Source organism: Luteimonas sp. GW821-FHT14E02 (genome assembly GCF_058803905.1).
Window position 1 is genome coordinate 175,636 of record NZ_JBXAPK010000001.1, and the last position, 24,005, is coordinate 199,640.

The window sequence follows — 24,005 nt, forward strand, 5'->3', positions numbered from 1 at the left end:
CACGCATCCGGCTAGGCGCGCTGCGTCTCGAAACCGGGCGCGTTGCCGATCCGGCGCAGCATGTTGGCGAAGGTATCCGGCGCCGCGAACAGGAAGCCCTGCATCTCGTCGCATCCGCAGTCGAGCAGCCACTGCCGCTGCGCCTCGGTTTCCACACCCTCCGCGATCGTGCTCAGGCCGATCGCCTGCGCCAGCCGCACGATCGCCTGGCAGATCAGTTCGTCGTCGCGATCGTGGCCGAGATCCTTGACGAAGGAACGGTCGATCTTCAACCGGTCCAGCGGCAACTGCTTCAGATACGCGAGGCTGGAATAGCCGGTGCCGAAATCGTCCACCGCGATCAGCACGCCGGCGTCGCGGATCCGCTGCATGCTGCGGATCGCCACCTGCGGATTGGCCATGACCACGCTTTCGGTGAGTTCGAGCTCGAACGCGCCCGGCGGCAGCGACAGCTCGTTCACCACGGCGATGACGTCCTCGACCAGGTTCTGCAGGAACTGCTCGGCGGAAATGTTGACCGCGATGCGGACGTGTCCCCAGCCACGCTCGACCAGCAGGCGGTGATGGCGCGCGGCCTCGCGTAGGGCCCAGCGCCCGATCGGGGCGATGAGGCCGCTATCCTCGCAGGCCTCGATGAATTCGGCGGGTTCGAGCAATCCGCGCTGCGGATGCCGCCAACGCAGCAGCGCCTCCATGCCCACCAGGGCGCCGTCGCGGTGGTACTGCGGCTGGAAGACCAGCTCGAACTGCCCGAATTGCAACGCTTCGTGCAATTGCGACACCAGCTCCAGCCGCTGGCTGGCGCGCTGGTCGAACTCGGGCTGATAGGCGGCCACGCAATTGCGGCCGTAGCTCTTGGCCTGGTACATGGCCAGGTCGGCATGGCGCAGCAGGGTTTGCTGATCCGCGCCATCCTCGGGATAGCGGCAATAACCGATGCTGGGTGTGATGTGCAGCACCGCGCCCTGCACTTCCACCGGACGGGTCAGCGCCGCGAGCACGCGCTGCATCATCGCGTCGACGTCGTCGAGTTCGTCGGGCCGAGTCAGCAGCAGCACGAATTCGTCGCCGCCGAAGCGGCTGACGGTGTCGGCCGAATGCACCGTCGCCCGCAAGCGCGCGGCGATGATCCGCAGCACTTCATCACCGATCGAATGTCCGAGGCTGTCGTTGATGAGCTTGAAGTCGTCGATGTCGATGAAGGCGATGGCGATTGGCTGGCGTTCCACGCTCACCGCGTGCTCGAGGCGATCGAGCAGCAGCTGCCGGTTCGGCATGTCGGTGAGCGGGTCGTGGGTGGCGCGATAGGTCAGCTGCTCTTCCGCGCGCTGACGCGCGCTGACATCGTTGAAGGTGCCGACGTAGTGGGTCACCTTGCCTTCCTCGCCGTAGACGGGGGAGACCAGCACCTCGTACCAGAACAGATCGCCGTTCTTGCGATAACCGCGCAGCAGCGCGCGCGCTTCGCGCGCGTCGGCCAGCGCGGAGGAAAGCGCCTGCAAGGCCGGCTGATTGTCGCCGCCGAGCATGAAATCGGCCGGACGCCCGAGCACTTCCGCCTCGGTATAGCCGGTCATGCGCTCGAACGCGGGATTGACGTAGACCAGCGACCGGTTCTCGTCCAGCGCATCGACCACCACCACGCCGTCCTGCGCGGCCTCGATGGCGCTGCGCAGCAGCCGCAGTTCGGCTTCGTCGCGGCGCTGGCGGGTCATGTCGACCATGCCACCGACGGCGCGCACGGCGCGGCCCGCCGCATCGCGCTGGATGATGGCGCGGTCGAGGACGATGGCATAGCTGCCGTCGCCGCGGCGGAAACGATAGCTTCCGCTCCACTCGTCCACGCCTCCATCGGCCCCATTCGCTTCGATCGCCGCGTTCAAGGATTGCATCGTCGGGTCGAGGTCGTCCGGATGCAGGAGCGCCTCCCATGCCTCCAGGGTTGGCTCGATCCGTTCGCGCGGCCATTGGAACTGCGTGTAGAAGCTGTCGCTCCACCACAGCGCGTTCGTCCTGATGTCCCAGTCCCAGATCGCGTCGCTGGTGGCACGCGCCACCAGCTGGAAACGCTCCTCGCTGCGCGCGAGATCGGTTTCGGCGCGGATGCGGTCGGTGACGTCGAGCACCAGGGCCAGCCGCGCCGACTGTCCCTGGAAGATCACGTCGCTGGCGTAGACCGCCGCGTACAGCAGGCTGCCGTCCTTGCGCCGATGCCGCCAGACCATGCCGTGGCGCGTCTGCGGCTCCTCCGATCGCGCAGATCTGGCGACGGCGTCGCGATCCTCTTCCGGCCGGATGTCGAGAATGCTCAGCTTGAGGAATTCCTCGCGGGTGTAGCCGTACTGCGCCAGCGCGATGTCGTTCACCTCGAGGATGCGCAGCGTCTGCTTGTCGAATACCCACGCCGGCAACGGATGACGTTCGTAGAGGAAGTGGTACTGCTCCTCGGCCTGGCGCGCGCGCTCGCGCATCTCGGCCAGATTCTGTGCCGCCTGCGTCATGTGCTGCTGCAACGCGTGCTCGCGCCCGGCCGCGCGCGTGAGCCGCCACAGTTCCAGCAGGCACAGCGAGGCGATCAGGGCGAACAGGGTGCCCGAAACGACGGCGAAACCGAGCCAGCCCAGCAGCAGATCCGAATAGGACGTGCCCACCGCCGCCATCAGCGGGAAGGCCTCCGAGCGACGGAAACTGATGATGCGCCGCTGCCCGTCGACCGGACTCGGCTCCACGTATGTGGCCGTGCGCATGTTCCGGTACGCCCCGGAGAAGGCGTGCGCCCGGTTCATGTCGACGCCGGTGAAGCGCAGGGTGGGATCGTTGGAGCGCGTGATCATGCTGCCGTTGGCATGCACGATGGCGACGGTGCCATGCTGGCCGATGCCGATGCCGTCGACCATCGCCTGCAAAACGCTGACCCGCAGCCACAGCCGCAATCGCACCTGGCCCGTACCGTCCTCCAGGCGCATCGGCAGCACCCAGGTGCCTTCCTTGCCGCGCCGTTCGGGCGGGTCGATGCGCAGCATGTGACGCGTCGACTCCTGCTGCCCGGTGGGCGCGGACAATGCGGGGCCGGCCTCGATCGCGTACAGCTCCGGATAACGGACATCGAGTTCCTCGAGGCCGTCGCTGTCGTCGATCGCGACCTCGGCGCCGTGCTCGATGTCACGCAGCAGCTGCGTCACCTGGCGCAGGACGCTGTTGGCCAGCGTCGCCGCGTGCGCCTTGCCGGTGTCGTAGCGGACGCGGTAGTCGTTCCACAATGCGAGCGCCAGGATCGCCGCCATGCCCAGGATCATGGCCGGCGCCAGACCATAGACCATGGTGCGGTAGTTCCAGCGTTTCTGCCCGGTCGCGGCAGTGCTCATGACAGGCTCCGCGCGTGCGCCTCTAGGTGGGCAATGTTTCGCAGGCGCAGGGCGCCGTCAAGCACGGCGCGGCGGCCGGCCGGTCCATGAATGAAAACGCGCGCCCCGGTGTCATCACGATCCACACGGGACGTCCTCCGCGGCGCTCAATGCGCCGCTGCGTGCTCGCGCCTGGACGATGTCTGCGACATCAACTTGTCGGTCCAGGCGATGCCGATCGCCGAGAGGATGAAGACGCAGTGGATGATGGTCTGCCACATCACGCCAATGCCGGTGGCGGTGGTGCACTTCAGCTGCGAAGCGGTTTCACCGGCCGCCTGGGTGAGGTTGGCGAATTCCACCGAACTGCACACTGGCAGTCCGAGCGAACCGGCCTCGATGAAGGTCTTGAGCAGGTGGATCGAGGAGATGCCGATGATCGCCATCGCCAGCTTCACCTTCAGCACGCTCGCGTTGACGTGGCTCAGCCATTCCGGCTGGTCCGGGTGGCCTTCCAGGCGCAGGCGCGAGACGAAGGTCTCATAGCCGCCGACGATCACCATCACCAGCAGGTTGGAGATCATCACCACGTCGATCAGGCCGAGCACGATCAGCATGATCGCCTGTTCAGTCAGCTTGGCCGCGTCGTGGATCAGATGCCAGAGTTCCTTCACGAACAGGAACACGTACACGCCCTGGGCCACGATCAGGCCGAGGTAGAGCGGCAGCTGCAGCCAGCGCGAGCTGAAGATCAGTGCCGGCAAGGGATTGAGGCGGGTCGAGCGGGCGTCGGTCATGCGATTGGGCGTTTGCAGCGGAAAACAGGGCGCAGGTTAGCGGCCGGCGATGACGCTGCCAAGCGCGACGGCGCCGGGTTTTTGCTGCGATCGCACGAGCGGAGCGCCCCTTGGCGCGATTTCGTGCGTTCAGTTCACTCCTCCGTTGCCGTTCCATCGATCGATTGGCCAATCAGCCTGCTGGGCTGGAGGCGCAACGCTGCATTGCTCGCACGGTTATCGTGCCTACGCTACAGTCTGGCGGCGCAACCGAACCGTCCGTGGCGATGAAGACCCGCCGCGGATGCCCCTGTCCCGGCCTTCCGCGGCCGGCACCCACCGCGCGACCGAGGCCGCTCTCGGCACCGCCCCCCCGACCCAACGCCATGATCGAACTGCACTACTGGACCACGCCCAACGGCCACAAGATCTCGCTCTTCCTCGAGGAGCTGGTCGATGCGGGCCAACCGCTCGACTACACCATCCATCCGGTTAACATCGGCAAGGGCGACCAGTTCGCGCCGGCGTTCCTGGCCATTTCGCCCAACAACAAGATTCCGGCCATCGTCGATACGGCCCCGGCCGGCGGCGGCGAGCCGATCAGCGTGTTCGAATCCGGCGCGATCCTGCTCTATCTCGCCGAGAAGACCGGCAAATTCCTGCCAACCGATGCGCGCGCGCGCATCGAGACGCTGGAATGGCTGTTCTGGCAGGTGGGCGGGCTCGGCCCGATGACCGGCCAGTACGGACACTTCAACGTCTACGCGCCGGAGAAGATCGCCTACGCGATCGACCGCTACACCAAGGAAGCCGAACGCCTGCTCGGCGTGCTCGACAAGCGCCTGGCCGGCCGCGATTTCATCGCCGGTGGCGAGTACACCATCGCCGACATGGCGGCCTATCCGTGGATCAGCCCCTACACCGCCGCGCCGCTGGATCTTGCACCGTTCGCCAACGTGCGGCGCTGGCAGGCCGCCATCGCCGCCCGGCCGGCGACCAAGCGGGCGTATGCGCTGACCAAACAGGTGAATCCTGCCGCCGGGAAGCCGGTAACGGAAGAGGAACGCAAGCACCTCTTCGGGCATGGGGCCAAGAAAGACTGATTCGCTGAGACCGCCTGAAAAAATGCTCGTCATCCCGGCGAAAGCCGGGATCCGGTTTTTCTTGAAGCATTCGTTTCGCTGGACGAAAGGGCTGGATCCCGGCTTTCGCCGGGATGACGAACGAAAGCGGCGGCGCCAGTCTCGTGCCGTCTCCCTCTGTCAGGGCTTCTCCACCTTCAGCTCGACGTCTTTCGGTGGCTCCACGCCCATCAGATTGCGCAGGAAATAATCCCAGCGCCGCCGCGTCATGTACGCGGCCGCGTCCTTGAAGCCGTGACGTTCGTTGGGGAGCAGGATCAGGTCAAAGTCCTTGTTGGCCTTGATCAACGCATCCACCACCAGCAGCGTGTTGTACGGCGGCACGTTGTCGTCGAGTGTGCCGTGCGCCAGCAGCAGATGGCCCTTCAGATTCCTGGCGTGGTTCTGGTTCGCCTGATCGTCGTAGCTGCTGCCGCCGTCCTTGTTCTTCCTGGGCAGGCCCTGCCACTTCTCCGCCCAGTCGTCCTCGTAATTGCGGTTGTCGTGATTGCCGCTTTCACTGATACCGACCTTGAACACGTCCGGATAACGGAACATCGCCGCAGCCGTGGCGGCGCCGCCTCCGGAATGGCCCCAGATGCCGATGCGATCCATATCGATCCAGGCATGGCGCTTGCCCAGTTCGCGCAACCCCGCCACCTGATCCGGCAGCGTGTAGTCACCCATGTCGCCGGCATAGGCCTCGTAGAAGGCCTGCGAACGCCACGGATTGCTGCCCATGCCGTCGATGGCGACCACCACGAAGCCCAGCTGCGCCAGCGACTGGCTGTCGCTGCGCGCGGCCAGGAAACCCCAGCTCTGCACCGATCCCTGCTGCGGGCCGGGGTAGATGTAATCGATGATCGGATAGCGCTTGGCGGGATCAAGATCGGATGGCTTGAACATCAGGCCATACAGATCGGTCTTGCCGTCGCGCGCCTTCACCGTGAACGGTTCCGGCGCGATCCAGCCTGCGGCCTTCAGGCGCGTGATGTCCGCGCGCGCGACCTCCTTCACCGTGCCGCCATCATCGGCCTTGCGCAGCAGGGTTACCGGCGGCGTGGCGACGGTCGAATACGTATCGACGAAATAGCGGCCATCCTTCGACAACGTGATGGCATGGTCCGCATCCTCGGGCGTGAGCAGCGTCTGCTCGCCGCCGTCGAGCGAGATCTTGTAGAGATGGCGATAGTAGGGATTGCGGCCTACCTCCTTGCCGACGCCGACGAACCAGACCGTGCGCGCATCCTGATCCACACGCAGCACTTCGGCGACATTGCCCTCGCCTTTCGTCACCGCGTGCTTGAGCTTGCCGCTGTCCAGATCGTAGAGATAGAGCTGCCCCCAATTGCTTCGCCGGCTGTACCAGAGGATTTCGCGACTGCGCGGCAGATAACGCCAGCTGACGCCGCTGATGCCACTGTCGAACCAGGTCTTCGCCGTTTCATCGAAGATCGTGCGCACCTCGCCACTCGCCGCATCGGCGATGCGCAACCACACCTGCTTGTGATCACGCGAGCTGGAAGCGAAGGCGAGCGTCTTGCCATCCTCGGCCCATTGCACGTCTTCCCAGCCACCGTCGCAGCTGATGTCGTCGCATAGCGTAGAACGATGCTGGTCCGGCGGCATCTTCAGCCGGATGATTTGCTTGGCCGGCACATCGATGATCACCCGCTCGATCATGGTGACGTCGCGATCGCCCACCAGCGGATACTTCCACTTCTCCACCTTCGGCGTGCCGATGGTGGTGGCGACCAGCACCATGTCGCCGGTCTTGCGCTGATCCTGGCGGAAGGTGGCGATCTTGCTCGAATCCGGCGACCACACCAGGATCGCCTTGTCGGTGTGCTTCCAGCCGGCGTTGTCGGTGGCGTAGCCATAGTCCTCGATGCCGTCGCGGGTGAGCTGCGTCTCCTCGCCGGTGGCGCGATCGCGCACCCACAGATTCCAGTCGCGGATGAAGGCTTCGCGCGTCTTGTCCGGCGACGGTGTGCCGGGTTCGTTACCGGCTGTCTTCCCATCGCCGTTTTCCTTCTTGCCAGCTTCCTTCTTGCCAGCTTCCTTCTTGCCGACTTGCACGGGCGCGCAAGCGCCCTTGCCCGACAGATCGCAGCGATAACGCTGATCCTTGAAGGTGATTTCATAACGATCGCGGCCGTTTTCGACAACAAGATCATCGATCCGCAACGCATTCGCGCGCAGCGTCTTGCCGCTGGCCTTGCCGAGCGCCTTGGCGAGTTTGTCGTGATCGAACGCTGGCGCGATCTCGCCGGAAGCGGCATCCACGCGCAGATAGCGATCGCCGTTGGCATCGTGATCGCGATACCAGAACCGGCCATCATCCAGCCAATAGACTTTGCCGACGGCATGATCGACCAGCGATTCCGCATTCGGCTTCATCAGGCGCGCCGCGCGCGCGTAGTCGCCGGCGCCGACACTGGCATTCTGCGCAGCGTTCTGCGCGATCGCCGGCGCCGAAACCCCGGCGGCCAGCAGCGCCAGCAGACCGAGCGAATACCGCGTGCCGAAAATGGGGACCATGCCTGACTCCACTGGAAGGCCGCGCCCGGCGCGGCGATGGGCGGGCATGCTAACGCGTCGCGGCACGCGTCGCCCACACATGACTTGTGAACCATTGTTCCGCGCCAGCGCAGGGCGTAGGGTCGGCGGATATTTTCCACGGGTCATGCCATGAAGCCGCTCGTCCTCGCTCTCGCGCTTGCGTTGTCCGTCTCGATCCCGCTTTCCGTCACGGCCGCCCCGCCGCCCGCCGCCGCGGCCACGACGCCCGCCTGGGTTGCCACAAGCAACGACAACGCGATGATCCTGATCAAGGCGCAGGCGCAGTTCTCGCCGGAGGAGTTCTCGTTCTTCGGCATTCCCGGCTACGACGACAAGGTCTCCGATTTCGGCCCGCGCCGCAGCGAACGCTTCGTGGCGGCGATGGCCGAGGCGAAGCAGGCACTGTCGACGAAGCTGCAGCTCGAACGCGATGCGAACGTGCGCCAGGATCTGGAGATCATGATCCACGCCGCCGATGACGCGGCCGAGGGCAGCGCGCTGTACGACAAGCTCACCCTGCCATGGAGCGATGTGCCGCAGACGGTGTTCTCCGGAATGCAGGGCCTGCTGTCTGATCAGACCCAACCGGAGCGTCGCGCCAAGGCACTCGATCGCCTGAAGGCCTACGTCGGACTGGTGCCAGGCTCGCAATCAGTCGTCGAACAGGCGAAGGCGCGCTACGAAGAGCGCGCACGCGACCAGGCACTGCTGCGGCCGAGCAAGCTGGAGGTCGAGCAGGCACTCGGCAACGTCGACACCTTCGTCGAAGGCATCCGCAAGCTGTTCGAGAAATACAAGATCACCGGCGCCGAAGATGCACTCACGGCGATGGACAAGCAGTTGCACGACTACGCCACCTGGACGCGCAACGTCGTTCTGCCGGAAGCGCGCCCGACCACGCAACTGCCGCCGGAGCTCTACGCCTACCAGCTCAAGCAGATGGGCATCGACATCGATCCGCAGCTGCTGATGCGCCGCGCCCAGGTCGAGTTCATGGAAACACGCGCGGCGATGCGCCAGCTGGCGCCACAGGTGGCCAAGGCGAAAGGACTGAAGGGCATCGCCCAGGGCGACTACATCGCCGTGATCCGCGCGCTGAAGAAGAAGAGCATCCCCAATGACCAGCTCGAGGCGCGCTACCGCAAGGTGATCGACGCCATCGATCCGATCATCCGCCGCGAGCACATCGTCGACGTGCCGCAGCGGCCGATGGTGATGCGCCTGGGCAGCCCCGCCGAATCCGCGGCACAGCCGGCGCCGCACTTCCTGCCGGCGCCGCTGGTGGGCAATACCGGACAGCAGGGCCAGTTCGTGCTGCCGGTGGCGGTGCCGAATCCGGACGGCACTTCGCTGCAATACGACGATTTCAATTACGACGCCGCGGCGTGGACGCTGTCCGCGCACGAAGGCCGCCCCGGCCACGAACTGCAGTTCACCGCGATGGTGGAGCGCGGCGTGTCGCTGGCGCGCAGCATGTTCGCCTTCAATTCGGTGAACGTGGAAGGCTGGGCGCTGTACGCCGAGGCCGAGATGGTGCCGTATGAGCCGGTCGAAGGGCAGATGATCGCGTTGCAGCTGCGCCTGCTGCGCGCGGCGCGCGCGATCCTCGATCCGATGCTCAACCTCGGCCTGATCGACCGCGAACGCGCCGGGCAGATCCTCGAGAACGACGTCGGCGTGTCCAAGGCGATGGCCAAGCAGGAACTCGATCGCTACATGTTCAACGCCCCGGGCCAGGCCGGCAGTTACTTCTACGGCTACAGCCGCATCCTCGAACTGCGCATGCAGACCGAGCTGGCGCTGGGCGAGAAATTCGATCGGCTGGCCTTCAACAACTTCCTGATCGACCAGGGCATGTTGCCGCCGGATCTGCTCGGCAAGGCGGTGCGCGAGCAGTTCGTGCCCGCGCACGAGTAATTCGGCTGCTTCCGCGATTGATAGGGCGAGCCTCGGGTAAGCTTCGCGACCCGGAACTGCGTCACTAAAGGCTCTTGCAATCTGCCATCAGCTCATCAAGGACTTGTGCAGCTCCATGTATCTGGGAGGTCTCACGGTTCATTTCGTGGCTCAACCTCGGATTCTGCTTCGCTTCATCCGGGCTGCGCGGCTGCAGCCCCAAGGACCTGTGAAGCTAATTGGCGTCACTCCGGCCCCATCACTCATGCGGTGGGCCAGGGCCCACCCTACGTCGGCAAAATGATCATAGGGCGGGCTTAAGCCCGCCGTTTTTTGCCTGACGTACGGCCGTCAACCTACACGCACACTAACAATGACTGGGCGAGGCGGTGCAAAAAGTACTGCCGCAATGAATGCGATAACCATTTCACGGAATGGGCCCGTCAGCAACAATTGTCCATTTACCATGTAATTTCTGATAAATTAATTCCACCTTAAATTTGGTTGATTTATCGCCTGGATTTAATGTATTTCCTTTCAGCCAGCCTTTTGTAATACTTATTTCTTCTTCCGAAGTTGCACTAAATACAAATACCTGAGAGAAAGAATTCTCATCACCATCTCCGCGATAAGTTGACATCATATTAATTTTAATAGAAGCAGGAACCCGCTGTGAAGCAAGACTTAAAAAGTCTTGCTTCGCTGTTTCTTTAGCAGGGTAGTCCTCTGTAGTGCAACCCCCTATAAGAAGAAGCATCGTTATCACTACAATGCAGCTTCTAAAAAAACTTATTTTGAACATTTTTGAATGCATTGCGCACCTATTTGCTCAAGCGGAATATTTGATGATTTTTGGCGTGGCAATGAGCTTCCAGCACAAAACCCCTTCTCATTGTGAGCTAAGTCTGATGTTTGAAAAGCCCACGGCCCACCGTTTTTAAGTTTTCCAATGAGATCTGGCAAGTCATGTTGAATAAATCCCCATGCTTCATTGGCGACACCTAGTGTTCGGCCAACTTTAACCCCAACATTTGCATCACCAGCCATCATGCAACTAGTTACGCAATGACGCATGGGGTCATTAGGGTCACCTGGAACTCTTGGAAACCTGGAATTCCCCCAATCTCTTATCGAGTGAGCACGTTCGTACACCGCATTCCATCCTGGAGAATGAAGTACTCCTGGAGTAGTACTTCCAGGCGTTCCCCTTCCCATTAACCCGAGGGGATCAATGTTGCCAACTGGATCCCCTCCAGTATACGCATATGGGTTGATCCCGCCTTCCAGCCCAATCGGATCGACCTGCAGATACTTGCCCGTATTCTGGTCGTAGTACCGGTTGATGTTGTAAAAGAATCCACTCTCCGCATCGAAGTACTGGCCCGGGAACCCAACATTCAGACCGCCAATGGAATCCAGCCCCACCGTGCGATTGAACGGATAGTTGTTCCCCCGCCACTTCACCGCCTTGGCGGCATCGGTCACCAGTTCCGGCCGTCCCAGGTGATCGTTGTGGATGTAGTAAAACTGGCCGCTGCGAACCATGCCTACCAGTTCGCCGCCGAACCACACATAGTTCGTCCAGATGTCGCCGTTGTCCTGATGCTCGCTCAGCAGCTGGCTGCCTGGCGTGTAGACATAGCGGAAGTCACCGTGTGTCGCGGTCTTGAACGTGCGCTCGTTGAATACGTTGTACTGATATGCCGCCACCTGCACCCCGTTCTTGCTGACCGACTGCAGGCGGTTGAAGCCGTTGTAGGTCAGCGTCATGCCGTAGGCACTGGTCGTGTTGCCGGCGTCGTCGTAGCCGAAGGCTGCGGTCTGTCCGCCGCCGATGGTATTCAGGCGGTTATTGTCGCCGTCGATGGCATAGGTGTCCGTCCGGATGGTCTGGCCGTTCTTGGCCACCTCCAGCTTCGTCCGGTTGCCCGTGCCGTCGTAGGAGTACGTCCAGGTGCCATCCACCGGGAGGATGAACTGCCGCGCCCGCGAGAGGCCGTCGTAGCCGTATTCCTGCGTGTTGGTGCTGTAGGGGAAGTTGGTGATCTTGTCGATGCGGTTGTTTTCATCAAAGGCGTAGGTCAGGCTCTGCAGCGGATTGGTGCCACTGGTGCTGATCGCATTGGGCTGCCCGTCCTTGTTGTAACCAATCAGTCGTGTCAGGCCGTTGCCATACGTCCAGCCATTGGCCGGGCCGAAGGGCTCATAGGTGGCGCCACTGATGACCGTGGTTTCTGCCGTGCCGATCGTCACCTTCATGGAGATCGGCTTGTCGCGGTTGTAGGCGTAAGTGACCTTCATGCCGTTGGGATACTGGAGGGTGGTCAGCCGTCCAGCCGCGTCATAGGTGTAGTTGGTGGAGTAGTCGCTGAACGCTCCGGCCCCCTCCTTGCCTCTGATTTGATCCCGCCGCAATTGCATGTTGCCGAAGCGGTCGTAGTCGAACAGGATGTTCGTCCCGAGGATTCCGGTCGAGCACAGCCGGCCCTTGCCAAAACCGCCGCCGCAGCCGTCGTAGCCCCACAGCTGCTCGCGACTGCCGTGGGCAATCCGGGTCAAGCGGTTCAGGGCGTCATGGCTGTACGTCCAGGGGAGATTACGTGCGTCGGTTCTTGTCTTGAGATTACCGGCGTCATCGTAGGTGTAGGTCGTGGTCTTCCGATCCGGGCTGACCTCCTGGGTGACGTCGCCGAAGGCGTTGTAGGTGTACGTCGTGCCCTTTTGCCGGGGATCGAGGACCTTGGTGAGATTGTCGAGGGCGTCGTACTCGTACTTGGTCTCGACCTGCAGCCCGGTCTCGTCTTCCAGCGTGCTGGTCAGGCGGTCGAGCGCGTCATAGCCCTGACGCGTACGGTGCGGTTGCGCCAGCGCATCGGTCACCGTTTCCGGATTGCCATTCGCGTCGTAGGTGAAGCTTGTTTTGTTCGGTACCGGATCGGAGTCAGATTGGGTTGCCAGTTGACCCAGGACATTGAAGGTCCGTGTGAGCAGGCGGATTTCGTCCAGGTTGGGAGCCTTGAGCACCCGCTCCTTGGTCCGGTTGCCGGCGCTGTCGAGTTCGTAATTGACCTTGTTGTCATCGTCATCGGTCAGATACGTCAGACGCTGGGCGGCATCGTAGGAGAACCGGATGGACGCCGTAGTCGGATCGGTGATCTTCCGGACGAGCCCGTTGCCCCAATAGTCGATGCGGGTGATCTGGTCGTCGGTCTCGACGGCGTTATCGGTGCCACGCACCTTGCGGGCGGTCAGCCAGCCGCGGGGAGAGTATTCGAAATCGGTAATGACGCCGTTGGCGTCTTTGACCGAGAGCGGGCGTCCCGCGCCGTCGTATTTCAACGTCTCGACGACATGACTGAGTGCGTTGGTGACCTTCCACAGGTCGCCTTTGCGATGTGGGCAGGTGGTCGGTGCCGTCGTGCAGGTCGCGTCGTCGCTGGCGTAGTAGGTGTACGTCGTGATGTCGCTGACATCGGTGCGCGGCCCGTCGACCTTGATGATCTGGCCCAGCAGCGGGCAGGTGCCAGCATTGATGTCGGCCTGCTCGCAATAAGTGATCCGGGTCTGACGAACGCCCGCTGGCGCGTTCGTTTGAGAGCCACAACCATAATTCGGCGCGCCGGAGACGGCGGGATCCGCTACACAGGTTGCCGCACGGCGTCCATTGGTGTCGTAAACGTTCGAGTCGACTCGCTTCAGCGTCTGCACGCCGTTCTGCAGGCCATACACCTGACGTTTGGTCAGACGATTCTCGTTATTACGCTCAAAGGTCGTCTTACGTTCCTGCGGTGTCCCCACGGCCTCGGTGAGGCTGGACAGATACGAGGTCGTGGCAGTATCGGTGTACCCGTACTTGGTGACGATGCCGCGCGCGTCGGTCTGCGTGTCCAGACGGTCGGAGCCATTGTAAGTCTGAACGTTGTCGCCTGCGCTGTCGGTCAGCTTCGTGATACGTCGATAATCACCGGACTGCATATTGAAGGTCTGAGTGTCGCCAGTCTCACTGGTCACGGTGACCTTGTCCGCCGTGTCATAGCTCAACGTTGTTTTGTTGACGTAACCGCCGTTGGCGTGAAGCTGACTGGAGGTCACTCGGCCATGGGCGTCATAACCAAAAGAGGCGTAACGCTGGTTGGTTTCATCGATGATTCCGGTCAGGTGATTCCTGAAGTTCTCGTTGACCAGAGTGGGTTCGTGGTAGATGTACGTCCTGCGGTGACCACTGCCGTAGTCGGCGATAGTCAGGTTGCCATCGGTATCGTAGGTGTAAGACACCACACTGCCATTAGGCCGCGTAATACTCGTGAGGAATCCGGTCGGGCTGTAGGCGAACGTCAAGGCGCGGCCAAACACATTGACCACTCTTGATAGGCGCCCATCCGTGCCATAGTCAAGTTCAACGTCACTGTCTGGCGCGTTCGGGTCGCGGATACGCATCAGGCGACCATCGGTGTCGAACTCCCGGATTTCGCCGTCATCATCCGTGAGACGGAACTTCACCTCTCCGCTGGTCAGGACATCGAGAATACGGGCCTCGGAGTTCTGCGCCCGATAGCGATTCGTGCCGATCGAGACAAAGCCTTCGTACTCCCCTTGTGGTGAGTAGCGATATGGCCCGCTGCCATCGATGGTCTCGGCAAAAGAATGTGTCCAGGCAGCGCCGAGGGTCGTGCTGCCCCGATACTGATTGAGTGAATGGTAGTAGCGGACGAAGGGACGGCCAGCGAATGTGAAGTCAACTTCGTTCCTGGACTTGTCACCCGTCGAAGGATGGCAGGGGTGCGGAGTGGCGCAGCTGCCGTATTGGGTAGGCGCCGGCCCTGTGATACGGGCGCTTGTTGAAGGCGCTCCACAGAGCGCTGGCAGTACGGCCGGCGGTGTGCCCTGAGTAACAGGCGTGAATCCTGCAGGACAGTCGAAACTAGTTGCCTTATGAATGGTATCGCCGGTTGTAACCTCGGAAGTTCCACACTTCACTACGACATCCAAAAATTTCGCGCCGTAATAGATGTTTCCCGAGCCATTCCCTGCAGTTCGGATCGCGGAATACGGCTCCGTATAATTGCCTCGAAGACTGTAGGAAACGAGCGTACATGATGGGTAAGAATTAGAACGGATCTGCTCCGCACGATTCTTAGCGGCCTCCGCTTCACTCTTACAAGCTGTCGCTCTCTGCGGATCGTTCGCGAGCGCACAGGGAGGCGTAGTGTTGGTCATGTAGTAGCCGGTGGTGTAGTACTGCACAGGCTCGTGCCTGCGTGTCACTCCATAGTGGTACCACGTCTGCGAGCTGTCGGGCCGGCTAATCGCGAACATCTCCATCCGCGCCCCATAGGCGAAATCCTCCCGCAGCTTTACTTCCGCTTCTGCCTTGGAGGGAAAGCAGCCCCCGGCACCGCTGGATTTGCAGAAGTTGGACGGCGGCGTGTATTGCGCGCCCGCTGTTGCTGAAAACAGCGACATCACCAGAAGACACAGAGCGAGCAAAGATTGATAGCAGGCGAAACGTAGCCGGGCAGGCTTTCGTGAGTTGTTGTCTGCGAGCGTTGTGCTCGTCCCCGTCACTTCCATCGTTTTACCCCCTAATCGAACTGCTTAAGTCTTAAGCCAATTCCCGGCGGAATGTGGCATGGATTTCTTGCGGCTTGGTGAAGGCGCCGCCGCCTTGTGCAAACAAATTTTTGCAGCACGGCAGGTTAGCGAAGGCGCATCGCATGGCCTGCGACTGTAGGCACGCCGAGTAGCCACGTGGATATTATGCCGGGAGGGTGTCCGGATCGAGGGTTTCTTCCAGTCGGGAAACTGCTCACCGTCGTGTCGGGAAATTCCGAATTCGCTGAATACGGTCGTTTGGCCATTGGGTGGAATCCCGCTAGCGACCATTGACGCTAAAAAGAGAAACCCTAGGGCTTTATGCAACCCTCGTGGAATATGGGGATATTGCGCGCTCGCCCAGACGCGGAGGAGGTTTGCAGGCGGGCAATGGCACGACCTCGGCACTCATGCCCTGCCCTTACCCCTCTCCCGCACGCGGGAGAGGGGCTATTTAATCAGAGAAGCGCGCCAAACTGCTCAGAACGGCAGCTTCAGCGACGAATCGATACGCAGCAGCTGCGTGCGGAAATCCTTCTGGATGCGCGCCAGCACTTGCTTGGAATCGGCGTCGAAGCGCAGCACCAGCACCGGCGTGGTGTTGGAGGCGCGCACCAGGCCCCAGCCGTCCGGCCAGTCGAGGCGCAAGCCGTCGATGGTGGATGCGCGCGCGCCCTCGAACTGCGCCTGCGCCTGGAAACGATCGACGAAGCTGTGCGGATCGCCGCCGGGCGCGTCGACCTTGATCTCCGCTGTCGACACGCCGTTGGGCAGGGCTTCCAGCACGATGCTTGGCGATTCCGCGCGCGAGGACAGGATTTCCAGCAGGCGCGCGGCGGCATAGATGCCGTCGTCGAAGCCGTACCAGCGCTCGCCGAAGAAGAAGTGACCGCTCATCTCGCCGGCCAGTTCGGCGCCGGTCTCGCGCATCTTGGCCTTGATCAGCGAATGGCCGGTCTTCCACATCAGCGGGCTGCCGCCGTGACGCTGGATGTAGCCGGGCAGACGGCCGGTGCACTTCACGTCGAAGAGGATCACCGCGCCCGGATTGCGATCCAGCACGTCGGCGGCGAACAGCATCAGCAGGCGGTCGGGGAAGATGTTCTGGCCGTTGCGCGTGACCACGCCGAGGCGATCACCGTCGCCGTCGAAGGCGATGCCCAGATCGGCGTTCAGGCGCGACACGCTGTCGATCAGGTCCTCGAGGTTGTGCGGCTCGCTCGGATCGGGGTGATGGTTGGGGAAGCTGCCGTCGATCTCGCAGTAGAGAGGGATCACCTCGGCGCCGATCGCTTCCAGCACGCGCGGGCCGATCTCGCCGGCCACGCCGTTGCCGGCGTCCACGACCACCTTCAGCGGCCGCGCCAGATGCACGTCGCCGGCGATGCGCTGTACGTAATCGTCGTTGATATCGCGCTTGTTCGCGGTGCCCGGCGTCGCCGCGGCGTGCAGGCGGTGTTCGCTGATGCGCGTGTAGAGATCGATGATGGCGTCGCCCGACAGGGTTTCGCCGCCGACCACGATCTTGAAGCCGTTGTAGTCCGGCGGGTTGTGACTGCCGGTGACGGAGATGCAGCAGCCGGTGCGCAGGTGGTAGGCGCCGAAGTAGGTCACCGGGGTTGGCGCCATGCCGATGTCGATGACGTTGCGGCCAGTGCTGCGCAGGCCTTCGACCAGGCCCGCGACCAGTTCGGGACCGGAAATGCGGCCGTCGCGGCCGATCACGATGTCGTCGAGCTCCTTCTCGGCCATCAGCGTGCCGACGGCCTGTCCGATCAGCTTGGCCACGCCGACATCTAGGGATTCGCCGACGACACCGCGGATGTCGTAGGCGCGGAAGATGCCGCGATCGATGAGAACGGGCGCGGGTTTGGGGGCGTCCTGGACGTCGATGATCCTCTCTCCTGCTGCTGTTGGGGGAAGCGGCGGCGGCGCGGCGGGCGCCGTTGCGATCGCCTGCGCCAGCGTGGGCGCGGTCGCAGCGGCGGCAGCCGATTGCCGGCCGAGGCGCTTGGGTATGCGCCAGGCCACGTAGGCCAACAGCAACAATACGGTGGCGGCGATGAACGAACCCACGTCACCAAGCCCCAGCGCGCCGGCCTGGCTGACCGCGGCGCTCGGCACGGCCGCCGCCAGCCGCAGCGGCGTTCCCGGAATCGGCGCGCCCCGGCGCTCGGCGCCGCTCGCCAGGCTGGCGTCGCCGCGCTCCAGCAGGGTGTGGCTGCCCTGGCGCAGCGCCAGGTAGCCGTCGTCGGGCACCATGGCGTTCTGTAGCGCCAGTGTCACCCGCGTCAGCGGCAGGCGCACGAATGCGACGCCGGCCAGCCGATCGCCCAGGCGCGCGGGCGCGGCCAGCGTCAATTGCGGCTTGCCGTCGATGCGCGCGATCGTCACGACCGCCTTGTCTTCCGTCAGCGCGGCCTCGAGCGCCGCCGCGCGGCCGAAGCCGCCCTTGGGCAGCGCCGCGTACACGCCCTCCAGATCGGCCGGCACGATGATCGCCTCCTGCACCTGCGGCCAGTCGCGTCCCAGCGCCTGGCCCGCGGCGGCGAGATCGCCCACCTGCAGGGCGGTCTGCACCTCGGCGGCGGTCAGCTTCTGCGTCAGGCGATCGCGTTCGGTGTTGAGCAGGCGCTGGGTGTCGGTGGCGACGGCATCGCGGCTCAGCTCCAGGTCGGCGCGGCGCGATTCGTCCTGCATCTGCTGCCAGCCGCTCCACGCCAGCCACAGCCCCAGCAGCGCCAGCACCACCGCCACCAGCGACAGGTAGGGCCGGATTTGCGGCAGCACGCGGCGTAGCCCGCCTGGCTCTTGTTCTTCCGTCATGGTGTCCCCCTTAAGCATCGGCACTGCTGTCCATGACGCAGCGCTTGCCGATCCACAAATCGTTTCGTCCGGCGTTCCGCATCCGGACATTCGCATGACGGCCGTCGCCGACGAGCGACGGCCAGAGCGCGGCCGATCCCGTCAGCGCACCCCGGTATGGCCGAAGCCCCCTGCTCCACGCGCGCTGTCGGCGAAAGTATCCACCACCTGCAGCGCGGCGCGCACGATCGGTAACAGGACCAACTGCGCAATTCGATCACCCGGTTCGATCGTGAACGCCTCGCGGGAGCGATTCCAGACACTGATCATCAACGGCCCCTGGTAATCGGCGTCGATCAGGCCTGTGCCGTTGCCGAGCACGATGCCGTGCTTGTGTCCGAGTCCCGAGCGCGGCAGCACCACCGCGCACAGGCCCGGATCGGCGATGTGGATCGCAAGTCCGGACGGCACCAGCGCCGCATCGCCCGGTTGCAGGACCAGCGCCTGTTCGAGCGCCGCGCGCAGATCAAGGCCGGCGCTGGCTTCAGTGGCATAGGCCGGCAGCGGCCAGGCATCGCCGAAACGGGAATCGAGAACTCGGACTTGAAGGGTATGCATCGCGAAGGAAAGGATCGAGGGGAAAGGATTGTCTTCGGGAGGCGTCATTCCGCGCGTGACGGGACAGCGGGCACGACGGGAGATCGGCGCCTCGCGCTCGCATCAAGCAGCCGGCAGCCGCTCCAGGATCAGATCGAGCAGTTGGTCCGCCAGCGCCGTCTTCGGCGCCGGACCGAGCGCGCGTTCGCCGCCCGGCCAGTACACGGTGAGCGCATTGTCGTCGCTCTCGAAGCCGCTGCCGGCCACGCCGACGCGATTGGCCGCGATCAGGTCGAGCCGTTTGCGCGTCAGCTTGTCGCGGGCGTAGTGCGCCACATCGTCGGTCTCGGCGGCGAAGCCGACCACCAGGCGCGGCCGCTGCGCGTGGCTGGCGACGTCGGCGAGGATGTCCGGCGTGCGCACCAGTTCCAGCGTCAGGCCTTCCTGTCCCGCTTGTTTCTTGATCTTGCTGCCGGCAACCCGCTGCGGCGTGAAATCGGCCACCGCCGCCGCGCCGATGTAGACATCCGCCGGCAACTGCGCGAGCACCGCGTCGTGCATCTGCGCCGCCGATCGCACGTCGATGCGCGTCACGCCCTCCGGCGTCGCCAGGGCCACGGGGCCGGCCACGAGGAGGACCTCGGCGCCATGCCGCACCGCGGCCTCGGCCACGGCGAACCCCATCTTGCCGCTGCTGCGGTTGCCGATGAAGCGGACCGGATCGATGTCCTCGAACGTCGGGCCGGCGCTCACCACGATGCGCAGCCCGGCGGCGGATGCCACCGCCTGCGCCGTCATGCCCACGTCGCCAGTGCCGCGACGATCGCCGCCGGCTCGGCCAGCCGGCCGGGGCCGGATTCGCCTTCGGCGAGCGGGCCGTCGTCGGGGCCGATCACTTTCACGCCGCGCTCGCGCAGCAGCGCCATGTTCGCCTGGGTGGCCGGATGCAGCCACATGCGATGGTTCATGGCCGGCGCCACGGTCAGCGGCGCGGTCGTCGCCAGGCACAGCGTGGTCAGCAGATCGTCGGCGAAGCCGTGCGCCAGCTTGGCCAGCGTGTCGGCGGTGGCCGGCGCGATCAGTACGTGATCGGCCCAGCGCGCCAGCTCCAGATGCCCCATCGCCGCCTCGGCCTCGGCATCCCACAGCGAGGTGCGCACCGGCTGGCCGGAGAGCGCCTGGAAGGTGACCGCGCCGACGAAATGCTGCGCGCCTTCGGTCATCGCCACACGCACCTCGGCGCCGGCATCGCGTAATCGACGCACCAGCTCCGCGGCCTTGTACGCGGCGATACCGCCGCTGACCCCCAGCAGGATGCGGCGCCCCCCGAGATTGGCATTGGCGGCGGTCACGGGATCGGAATTTCCCTACAGCGAATCGGGGTCACAGCTTACCCGATGCCGGGTCGACGGCCGACGGCGCCAGCCCCGGCGATGCGGTCCAATGCTTGCAACCGGCGGCGGCCGGTGCGGAGAACACCCCATTCCCCTGGTCATGTCTCCAAATCCGGTCGCCGTCGGTCATCCACACGCCCTGGACGGCATTGGATGGACTGCTTTGCCGTCCCTGGCGCAACTTTTTCCGGTGCTCCGGATCATCCTGCCCGGCCATCCCTGGCGGGACGTTCGGAGCCGAAGCAGACGCCCTGAAAGCGTCCGCTAGCACACGGCCCACACTCATGCTCATCCGCGACTGGCCCGCCCACGAACGTCCCCGCGAGAAACTGATCGAGCGCGGCGTCGCCACGCTTTCGGACGCCGAACTGCTGGCGATCTTCCTCGGCTCGGGCCTGCGCGGCTACGACGCCGTCGCCACGGCCCGCCGCCTGCTCGCCGAGCACGGCCCGCTGCGCGGCCTGCTCGAACGCAGCCCGGCCGAACTCGCCAAGCTGCCGGGGCTCGGTCCCGCACGCGCCTGCAAGCTCGCCGCCGTGCTGGAGATGTGCAACCGCCACCTCGCCGCCAATCTCGAACGCGGCGCCTCGCTGACCGACCCGCTCGCCGCTGGCCGCTACTTCGCCCAGCGCCTGCGCGGCCGTTCGCGCGAGACCTTCGCCGCCCTGTTCCTCGACACCAAGCATCGCGCCCTGGCGTTCGAGGAGCTGTTCCACGGCACCGTCGACGGCGCCGAAGTCCATCCGCGCGAAGTCACCCGGCGCGCGCTCGCCCACAACGCCGCGGCCGTGATCGTCGGCCACAACCATCCCAGCGGCAGCGCCGAACCGAGCGCCGCCGATCGCAGCGTCACTTCACGGCTGAAGCAGGCGCTGGCGCTGGTGGATGTACGGTTGCTCGACCATTTCGTCGTCGGTGACGGGACGCCGACGTCGATGGCGGCGCGCGGTTGGGTGTAGCTGCCCTCGTTTCTGGCCTGCCTGGGATTGCAGGGACTGGCCCTAGTTGCTCAGCACGCCCACCAAGAAAGCCACAAACACGGCAGAAGCTGCGATCCAGAACCAAACGGGAAGCGCAGCTCTTTTGGGCGCCTCCACTGCCTGTGTCTTGGTGGGCCCGGATAGCTCACGCATGAGCTCAACCGCGCGATCCCAGTCTTCCTCATGGAGCACGTAGATCCTGGCGGCGCTCCCCGTCATGGGCCCCGCGATGCTGGATAGCGTGGTGTCGGCGTCCGTGCAGTAAGTCTCGATCCCTTCGCCGTCCAAGGCGATTCGAAGAGAATGAACGAAGGCAAGACTATTCGATGAACTCAGAAGCTTCATGCAATTCCCTGGCACAAACCAAATTGTTGGCTTGTTGAAGCGAAAAGTTACGCCTTCCTTCTAATAGTCGCAGCAATCCATCGCTACGCTTGAACCAAGCCCAAACCGCGAAGCTGCGTCTCCAATTGCTCGATCGACCCCCACGGAAGAATGGGCGAATTCTGCCTTTCATCCGGAGGATTCGCCGGCAAATCATCGGACCAGCCACCACAACCGACCAGCGGCAACAAAGGCCGCTTGTGCAACCAGGCCAGGCACACCTCGGAAATCGTGCCGGCGCGCCCGCCGATGACGATGCACGCATCTCCGGACAGCGCCATCAGCAGATTGCGCGCATCGCCCATGCCGCAGGGAATGACGACCGTGGCGGGCCAGTCCGCCGGCGGCATCTGATCCGGTGGAATGATGCTCACCACCAGACCGCCTTCGCGGATCGCGCTTTCGGCCGCGACCCGGGTCGCGGGGCTTCCGCAGCCGCTGACGACCGTGATGCCGAGCTTGGCCAGGAGTGCTCCGGCCGCGCTGGCCAATTCGTAGGCAGGAGAGCCTGGTTCCGCGCTGCCGAGCACGCAGATCTGGGGGCGGCGAATCGGGGTGGTCATCTGTAATCGTTCTCGTGCGGCTCGGCGTTTGACATGAACAGTATGTGGAAGTGGACGAAACACTGGAACACGTCCGGTGGATGAAGAACTCGGAGGCGCCAGTTTCATCTCGTCCTCCCAGCTCGCAATTTCACCTTGCGATCCGCCTATCGCCGCGATGACGTGCCCTGCGACCAACCGCGAAACTCCCGAGCATCGAAAATGCCCCGCTTCGCCCTACAGGCAACAATCACCGGCCCCTCGGTTAGAATTCGCACTTCCCGCAGTTTCCACACCCGGCCGTGAAATCCCGACTCCGCGCCCTGATCGCCCAGGGCATCGATGCCCTACGCGCCAATGGCGCCCTGCCCGCCGATCTGGCGACGCCCGATTTCGTGGTCGAGCGTCCGAAGGATCGTAGCCACGGCGATTTCTCCACCAATGCCGCCATGCTGCTGGCCAAGCACGCTGGTCAAGGCGGGGCACGCAGCAATCCGCGCGCGCTGGCGCAATTGCTGGTCGAGGCGCTGCCGAAGGACGAGGACATCGCCGGCGTCGACATCGCCGGCCCCGGGTTCCTGAATTTCCGCCTCGCGCCGAGCGCCTGGCAGCACCAGCTGCGCGAAGTGCACACCCAGGGCGCCGCGTTCGGCCGCAACGACAGCGGCAGCGGCCGCACCGCCGGCGTCGAGTACGTCTCGGCGAACCCGACCGGCCCGCTGCACGTCGGCCACGGCCGCGCCGCGGTGATCGGCGACTGCATCGCGCTCGCGCTCGAGGCCAACGGCTGGGACGTCAAGCGCGAGTTCTACTACAACGACGCCGGCGTGCAGATCGAAAACCTCGCCAAGTCGGTGCAGGCGCGCGCGCGCGGCCTCAAGCCCGATGACGCCGGCTGGCCCGAGGACGGCTATCGCGGCGACTACATCCAGGATGTCGCCAACGCCTATCTCGCCGGTGCCGCCGTCGAAATAGAAGGCCACACCATCGTCGGCGCCGGCGACGTCGAGGACTTCGACGCCATCCGCCGCTTCGCCGTCGCCTATCTGCGGCGCGAGCAGAACGGCGATCTGGCCGCCTTCGGCGTGTCGTTCGACGTGTACTTCCTCGAATCCTCGCTCTACGCCGACGGCAAGGTCGAGGAGACCGTGCGCGAGCTGATCGCCCACGGCCACACCTACGAGGAAGGCGGCGCACTGTGGTTGCGCAGCACCGACTTCGGTGACGACAAGGACCGCGTGATGCGCAAGTCCGACGGCACCTACACCTACTTCGTGCCGGACGTGGCCTACCACCGCAGCAAGTGGCAGCGCGGCTATGAGCGCGCGATCACCGAACTCGGCGCCGATCACCACGGCTCGCTGATGCGGGTGAAGGCCGGGCTGCAGGCGCTCGATACCGGCATTCCCGCCGGCTACCCGGAATACGTGCTGCACCAGATGGTCACGGTGATGCGCGGTGGCGAGGAAGTGAAGCTCGGCAAACGCGCCGGTGGCTATCTCACGCTGCGCGATCTGATCGAAGAAGCGGGACGCGATGCCGTGCGCTGGTTCCTGATCGCGCGCAAGCCCGACTCGCAGCTGGTGTTCGACATCGACCTGGCGCGCTCGCAATCACTCGACAATCCGGTCTACTACGTCCAGCTCTCGCACGCCCGCATCTGCGGCCTGCTGCGCCAGCTGAACGAACGCAAGCTCGATTTCGATCTCGAAAACGGGCTGGCGCAGCCGCTCGACCTCGACAACGTTGCCACGCGCGACCTGCTGATCGACCTCTCGCGCTGGCCGGAAGTTGTCGCGGCGGCCGGCGAGCAACTGGAACCGCACCTGATCACGACCTACCTGCACGAACTGGCGCAGGCGTTCCAGTCGTATTACAACGACCACCAGTTCCTGGTCGACGATGCCAGCGTGCGCAACGGCCGGCTGGCCCTGGCCCTGGCGGTCCGCCAGGTGCTGGCCAATGGCCTGGGACTGGTCGGTGTGAACGCACCGGACAGCATGTAACCAACC

Annotated in this window: 13 protein-coding genes and 1 pseudogene; 4 read left to right on the top strand and 10 right to left on the bottom strand. The window is 64.1% G+C overall.

Translation table 11 applies throughout. The features are described from left to right. Positions 1-11: 11 nt before the first annotated feature. Together AC1RNP_RS00720 and AC1RNP_RS00725 are read right to left on the bottom strand one after the other, a co-directional pair. The gene (locus AC1RNP_RS00720) at positions 12-3,365 is read right to left on the bottom strand and encodes an EAL domain-containing protein (protein WP_493049295.1); all 3,354 of its coding nucleotides are present in this window, start codon (positions 3,363-3,365) and stop codon (positions 12-14) included. A gap of 146 nt (positions 3,366-3,511) precedes the next feature. Continuing rightward, positions 3,512-4,141, bottom strand: coding sequence for a TIGR00645 family protein (locus tag AC1RNP_RS00725; RefSeq protein ID WP_493049296.1), 630 nt, complete (start codon positions 4,139-4,141; stop codon positions 3,512-3,514). A gap of 365 nt (positions 4,142-4,506) precedes the next feature. On the opposite strand from AC1RNP_RS00725, the gene AC1RNP_RS00730 reads away from it, so the two are divergent. Next, positions 4,507-5,223, top strand: coding sequence for a glutathione S-transferase C-terminal domain-containing protein (locus AC1RNP_RS00730; protein ID WP_493049297.1), 717 nt, complete (start codon positions 4,507-4,509; stop codon positions 5,221-5,223). Between the two features lie 159 nt (positions 5,224-5,382). On the opposite strand, the gene AC1RNP_RS00735 is transcribed toward AC1RNP_RS00730, so the two are convergent. Beyond that, positions 5,383-7,782 (bottom strand): S9 family peptidase, encoded by a 2,400-nt coding sequence (locus AC1RNP_RS00735; protein WP_493049298.1) that lies wholly within the window; start codon positions 7,780-7,782, stop codon positions 5,383-5,385. Between the two features lie 150 nt (positions 7,783-7,932). On the opposite strand from AC1RNP_RS00735, the gene AC1RNP_RS00740 reads away from it, so the two are divergent. After that, on the top strand, positions 7,933-9,720 hold the full coding sequence (locus AC1RNP_RS00740) for a DUF885 domain-containing protein (protein ID WP_493049299.1): 1,788 nt from the start codon (positions 7,933-7,935) through the stop codon (positions 9,718-9,720). Positions 9,721-10,126: 406 nt separating this feature from the next. Here the strand turns inward: AC1RNP_RS00740 and AC1RNP_RS00745 are convergent, their stop codons facing one another. From AC1RNP_RS00745 to coaBC, 5 genes and pseudogenes are all read right to left on the bottom strand, one after another. Next, positions 10,127-10,513 carry a hypothetical protein gene (locus AC1RNP_RS00745; RefSeq protein ID WP_493049300.1) on the bottom strand — a complete coding sequence of 129 codons (387 nt, stop codon included), beginning with the start codon at positions 10,511-10,513 and terminating at the stop codon, positions 10,127-10,129. Beyond that, on the bottom strand, positions 10,489-15,270 hold the full coding sequence (locus AC1RNP_RS00750) for an RHS repeat-associated core domain-containing protein (protein ID WP_493049301.1): 4,782 nt from the start codon (positions 15,268-15,270) through the stop codon (positions 10,489-10,491). The genes AC1RNP_RS00745 and AC1RNP_RS00750 overlap by 25 nt, the downstream gene beginning before the upstream one ends. 501 nt (positions 15,271-15,771) lie before the next feature. Next, a complete protein-coding gene (locus AC1RNP_RS00755; RefSeq protein WP_493049302.1) occupies positions 15,772-18,117 on the bottom strand; it encodes a phosphomannomutase/phosphoglucomutase in 2,346 nt (781 codons plus the stop codon). A 141-nt stretch (positions 18,118-18,258) separates the two neighbouring features. Then, positions 18,259-18,714, bottom strand: a complete 456-nt coding sequence (dut, locus tag AC1RNP_RS00760) for a dUTP diphosphatase (protein ID WP_493049303.1) — start codon at positions 18,712-18,714, stop codon at positions 18,259-18,261. A gap of 102 nt (positions 18,715-18,816) precedes the next feature. Continuing rightward, positions 18,817-20,009: pseudogene (gene coaBC, locus AC1RNP_RS00765) on the bottom strand (bifunctional phosphopantothenoylcysteine decarboxylase/phosphopantothenate--cysteine ligase CoaBC). Positions 20,010-20,371: 362 nt separating this feature from the next. Between coaBC and radC the strand changes: the two are divergent. After that, a complete protein-coding gene (gene radC / locus AC1RNP_RS00770; protein WP_493049304.1) occupies positions 20,372-21,046 on the top strand; it encodes a RadC family protein in 675 nt (224 codons plus the stop codon). Between the two features lie 42 nt (positions 21,047-21,088). On the opposite strand, the gene AC1RNP_RS00775 is transcribed toward radC, so the two are convergent. Both AC1RNP_RS00775 and AC1RNP_RS00780 read right to left on the bottom strand, forming a co-directional pair. Continuing rightward, a complete protein-coding gene (locus tag AC1RNP_RS00775) occupies positions 21,089-21,412 on the bottom strand; it encodes a putative signal transducing protein (protein ID WP_493049305.1) in 324 nt (107 codons plus the stop codon). Positions 21,413-21,495: 83 nt separating this feature from the next. After that, a complete protein-coding gene (locus AC1RNP_RS00780; RefSeq protein WP_493049306.1) occupies positions 21,496-22,122 on the bottom strand; it encodes an SLOG cluster 4 domain-containing protein in 627 nt (208 codons plus the stop codon). 173 nt (positions 22,123-22,295) lie between these two features. On the opposite strand from AC1RNP_RS00780, the gene argS reads away from it, so the two are divergent. Next, a complete protein-coding gene (gene argS, locus AC1RNP_RS00785) occupies positions 22,296-23,999 on the top strand; it encodes an arginine--tRNA ligase (RefSeq protein WP_493049307.1) in 1,704 nt (567 codons plus the stop codon). The last annotated feature ends 6 nt before the right edge of the window (positions 24,000-24,005 follow it).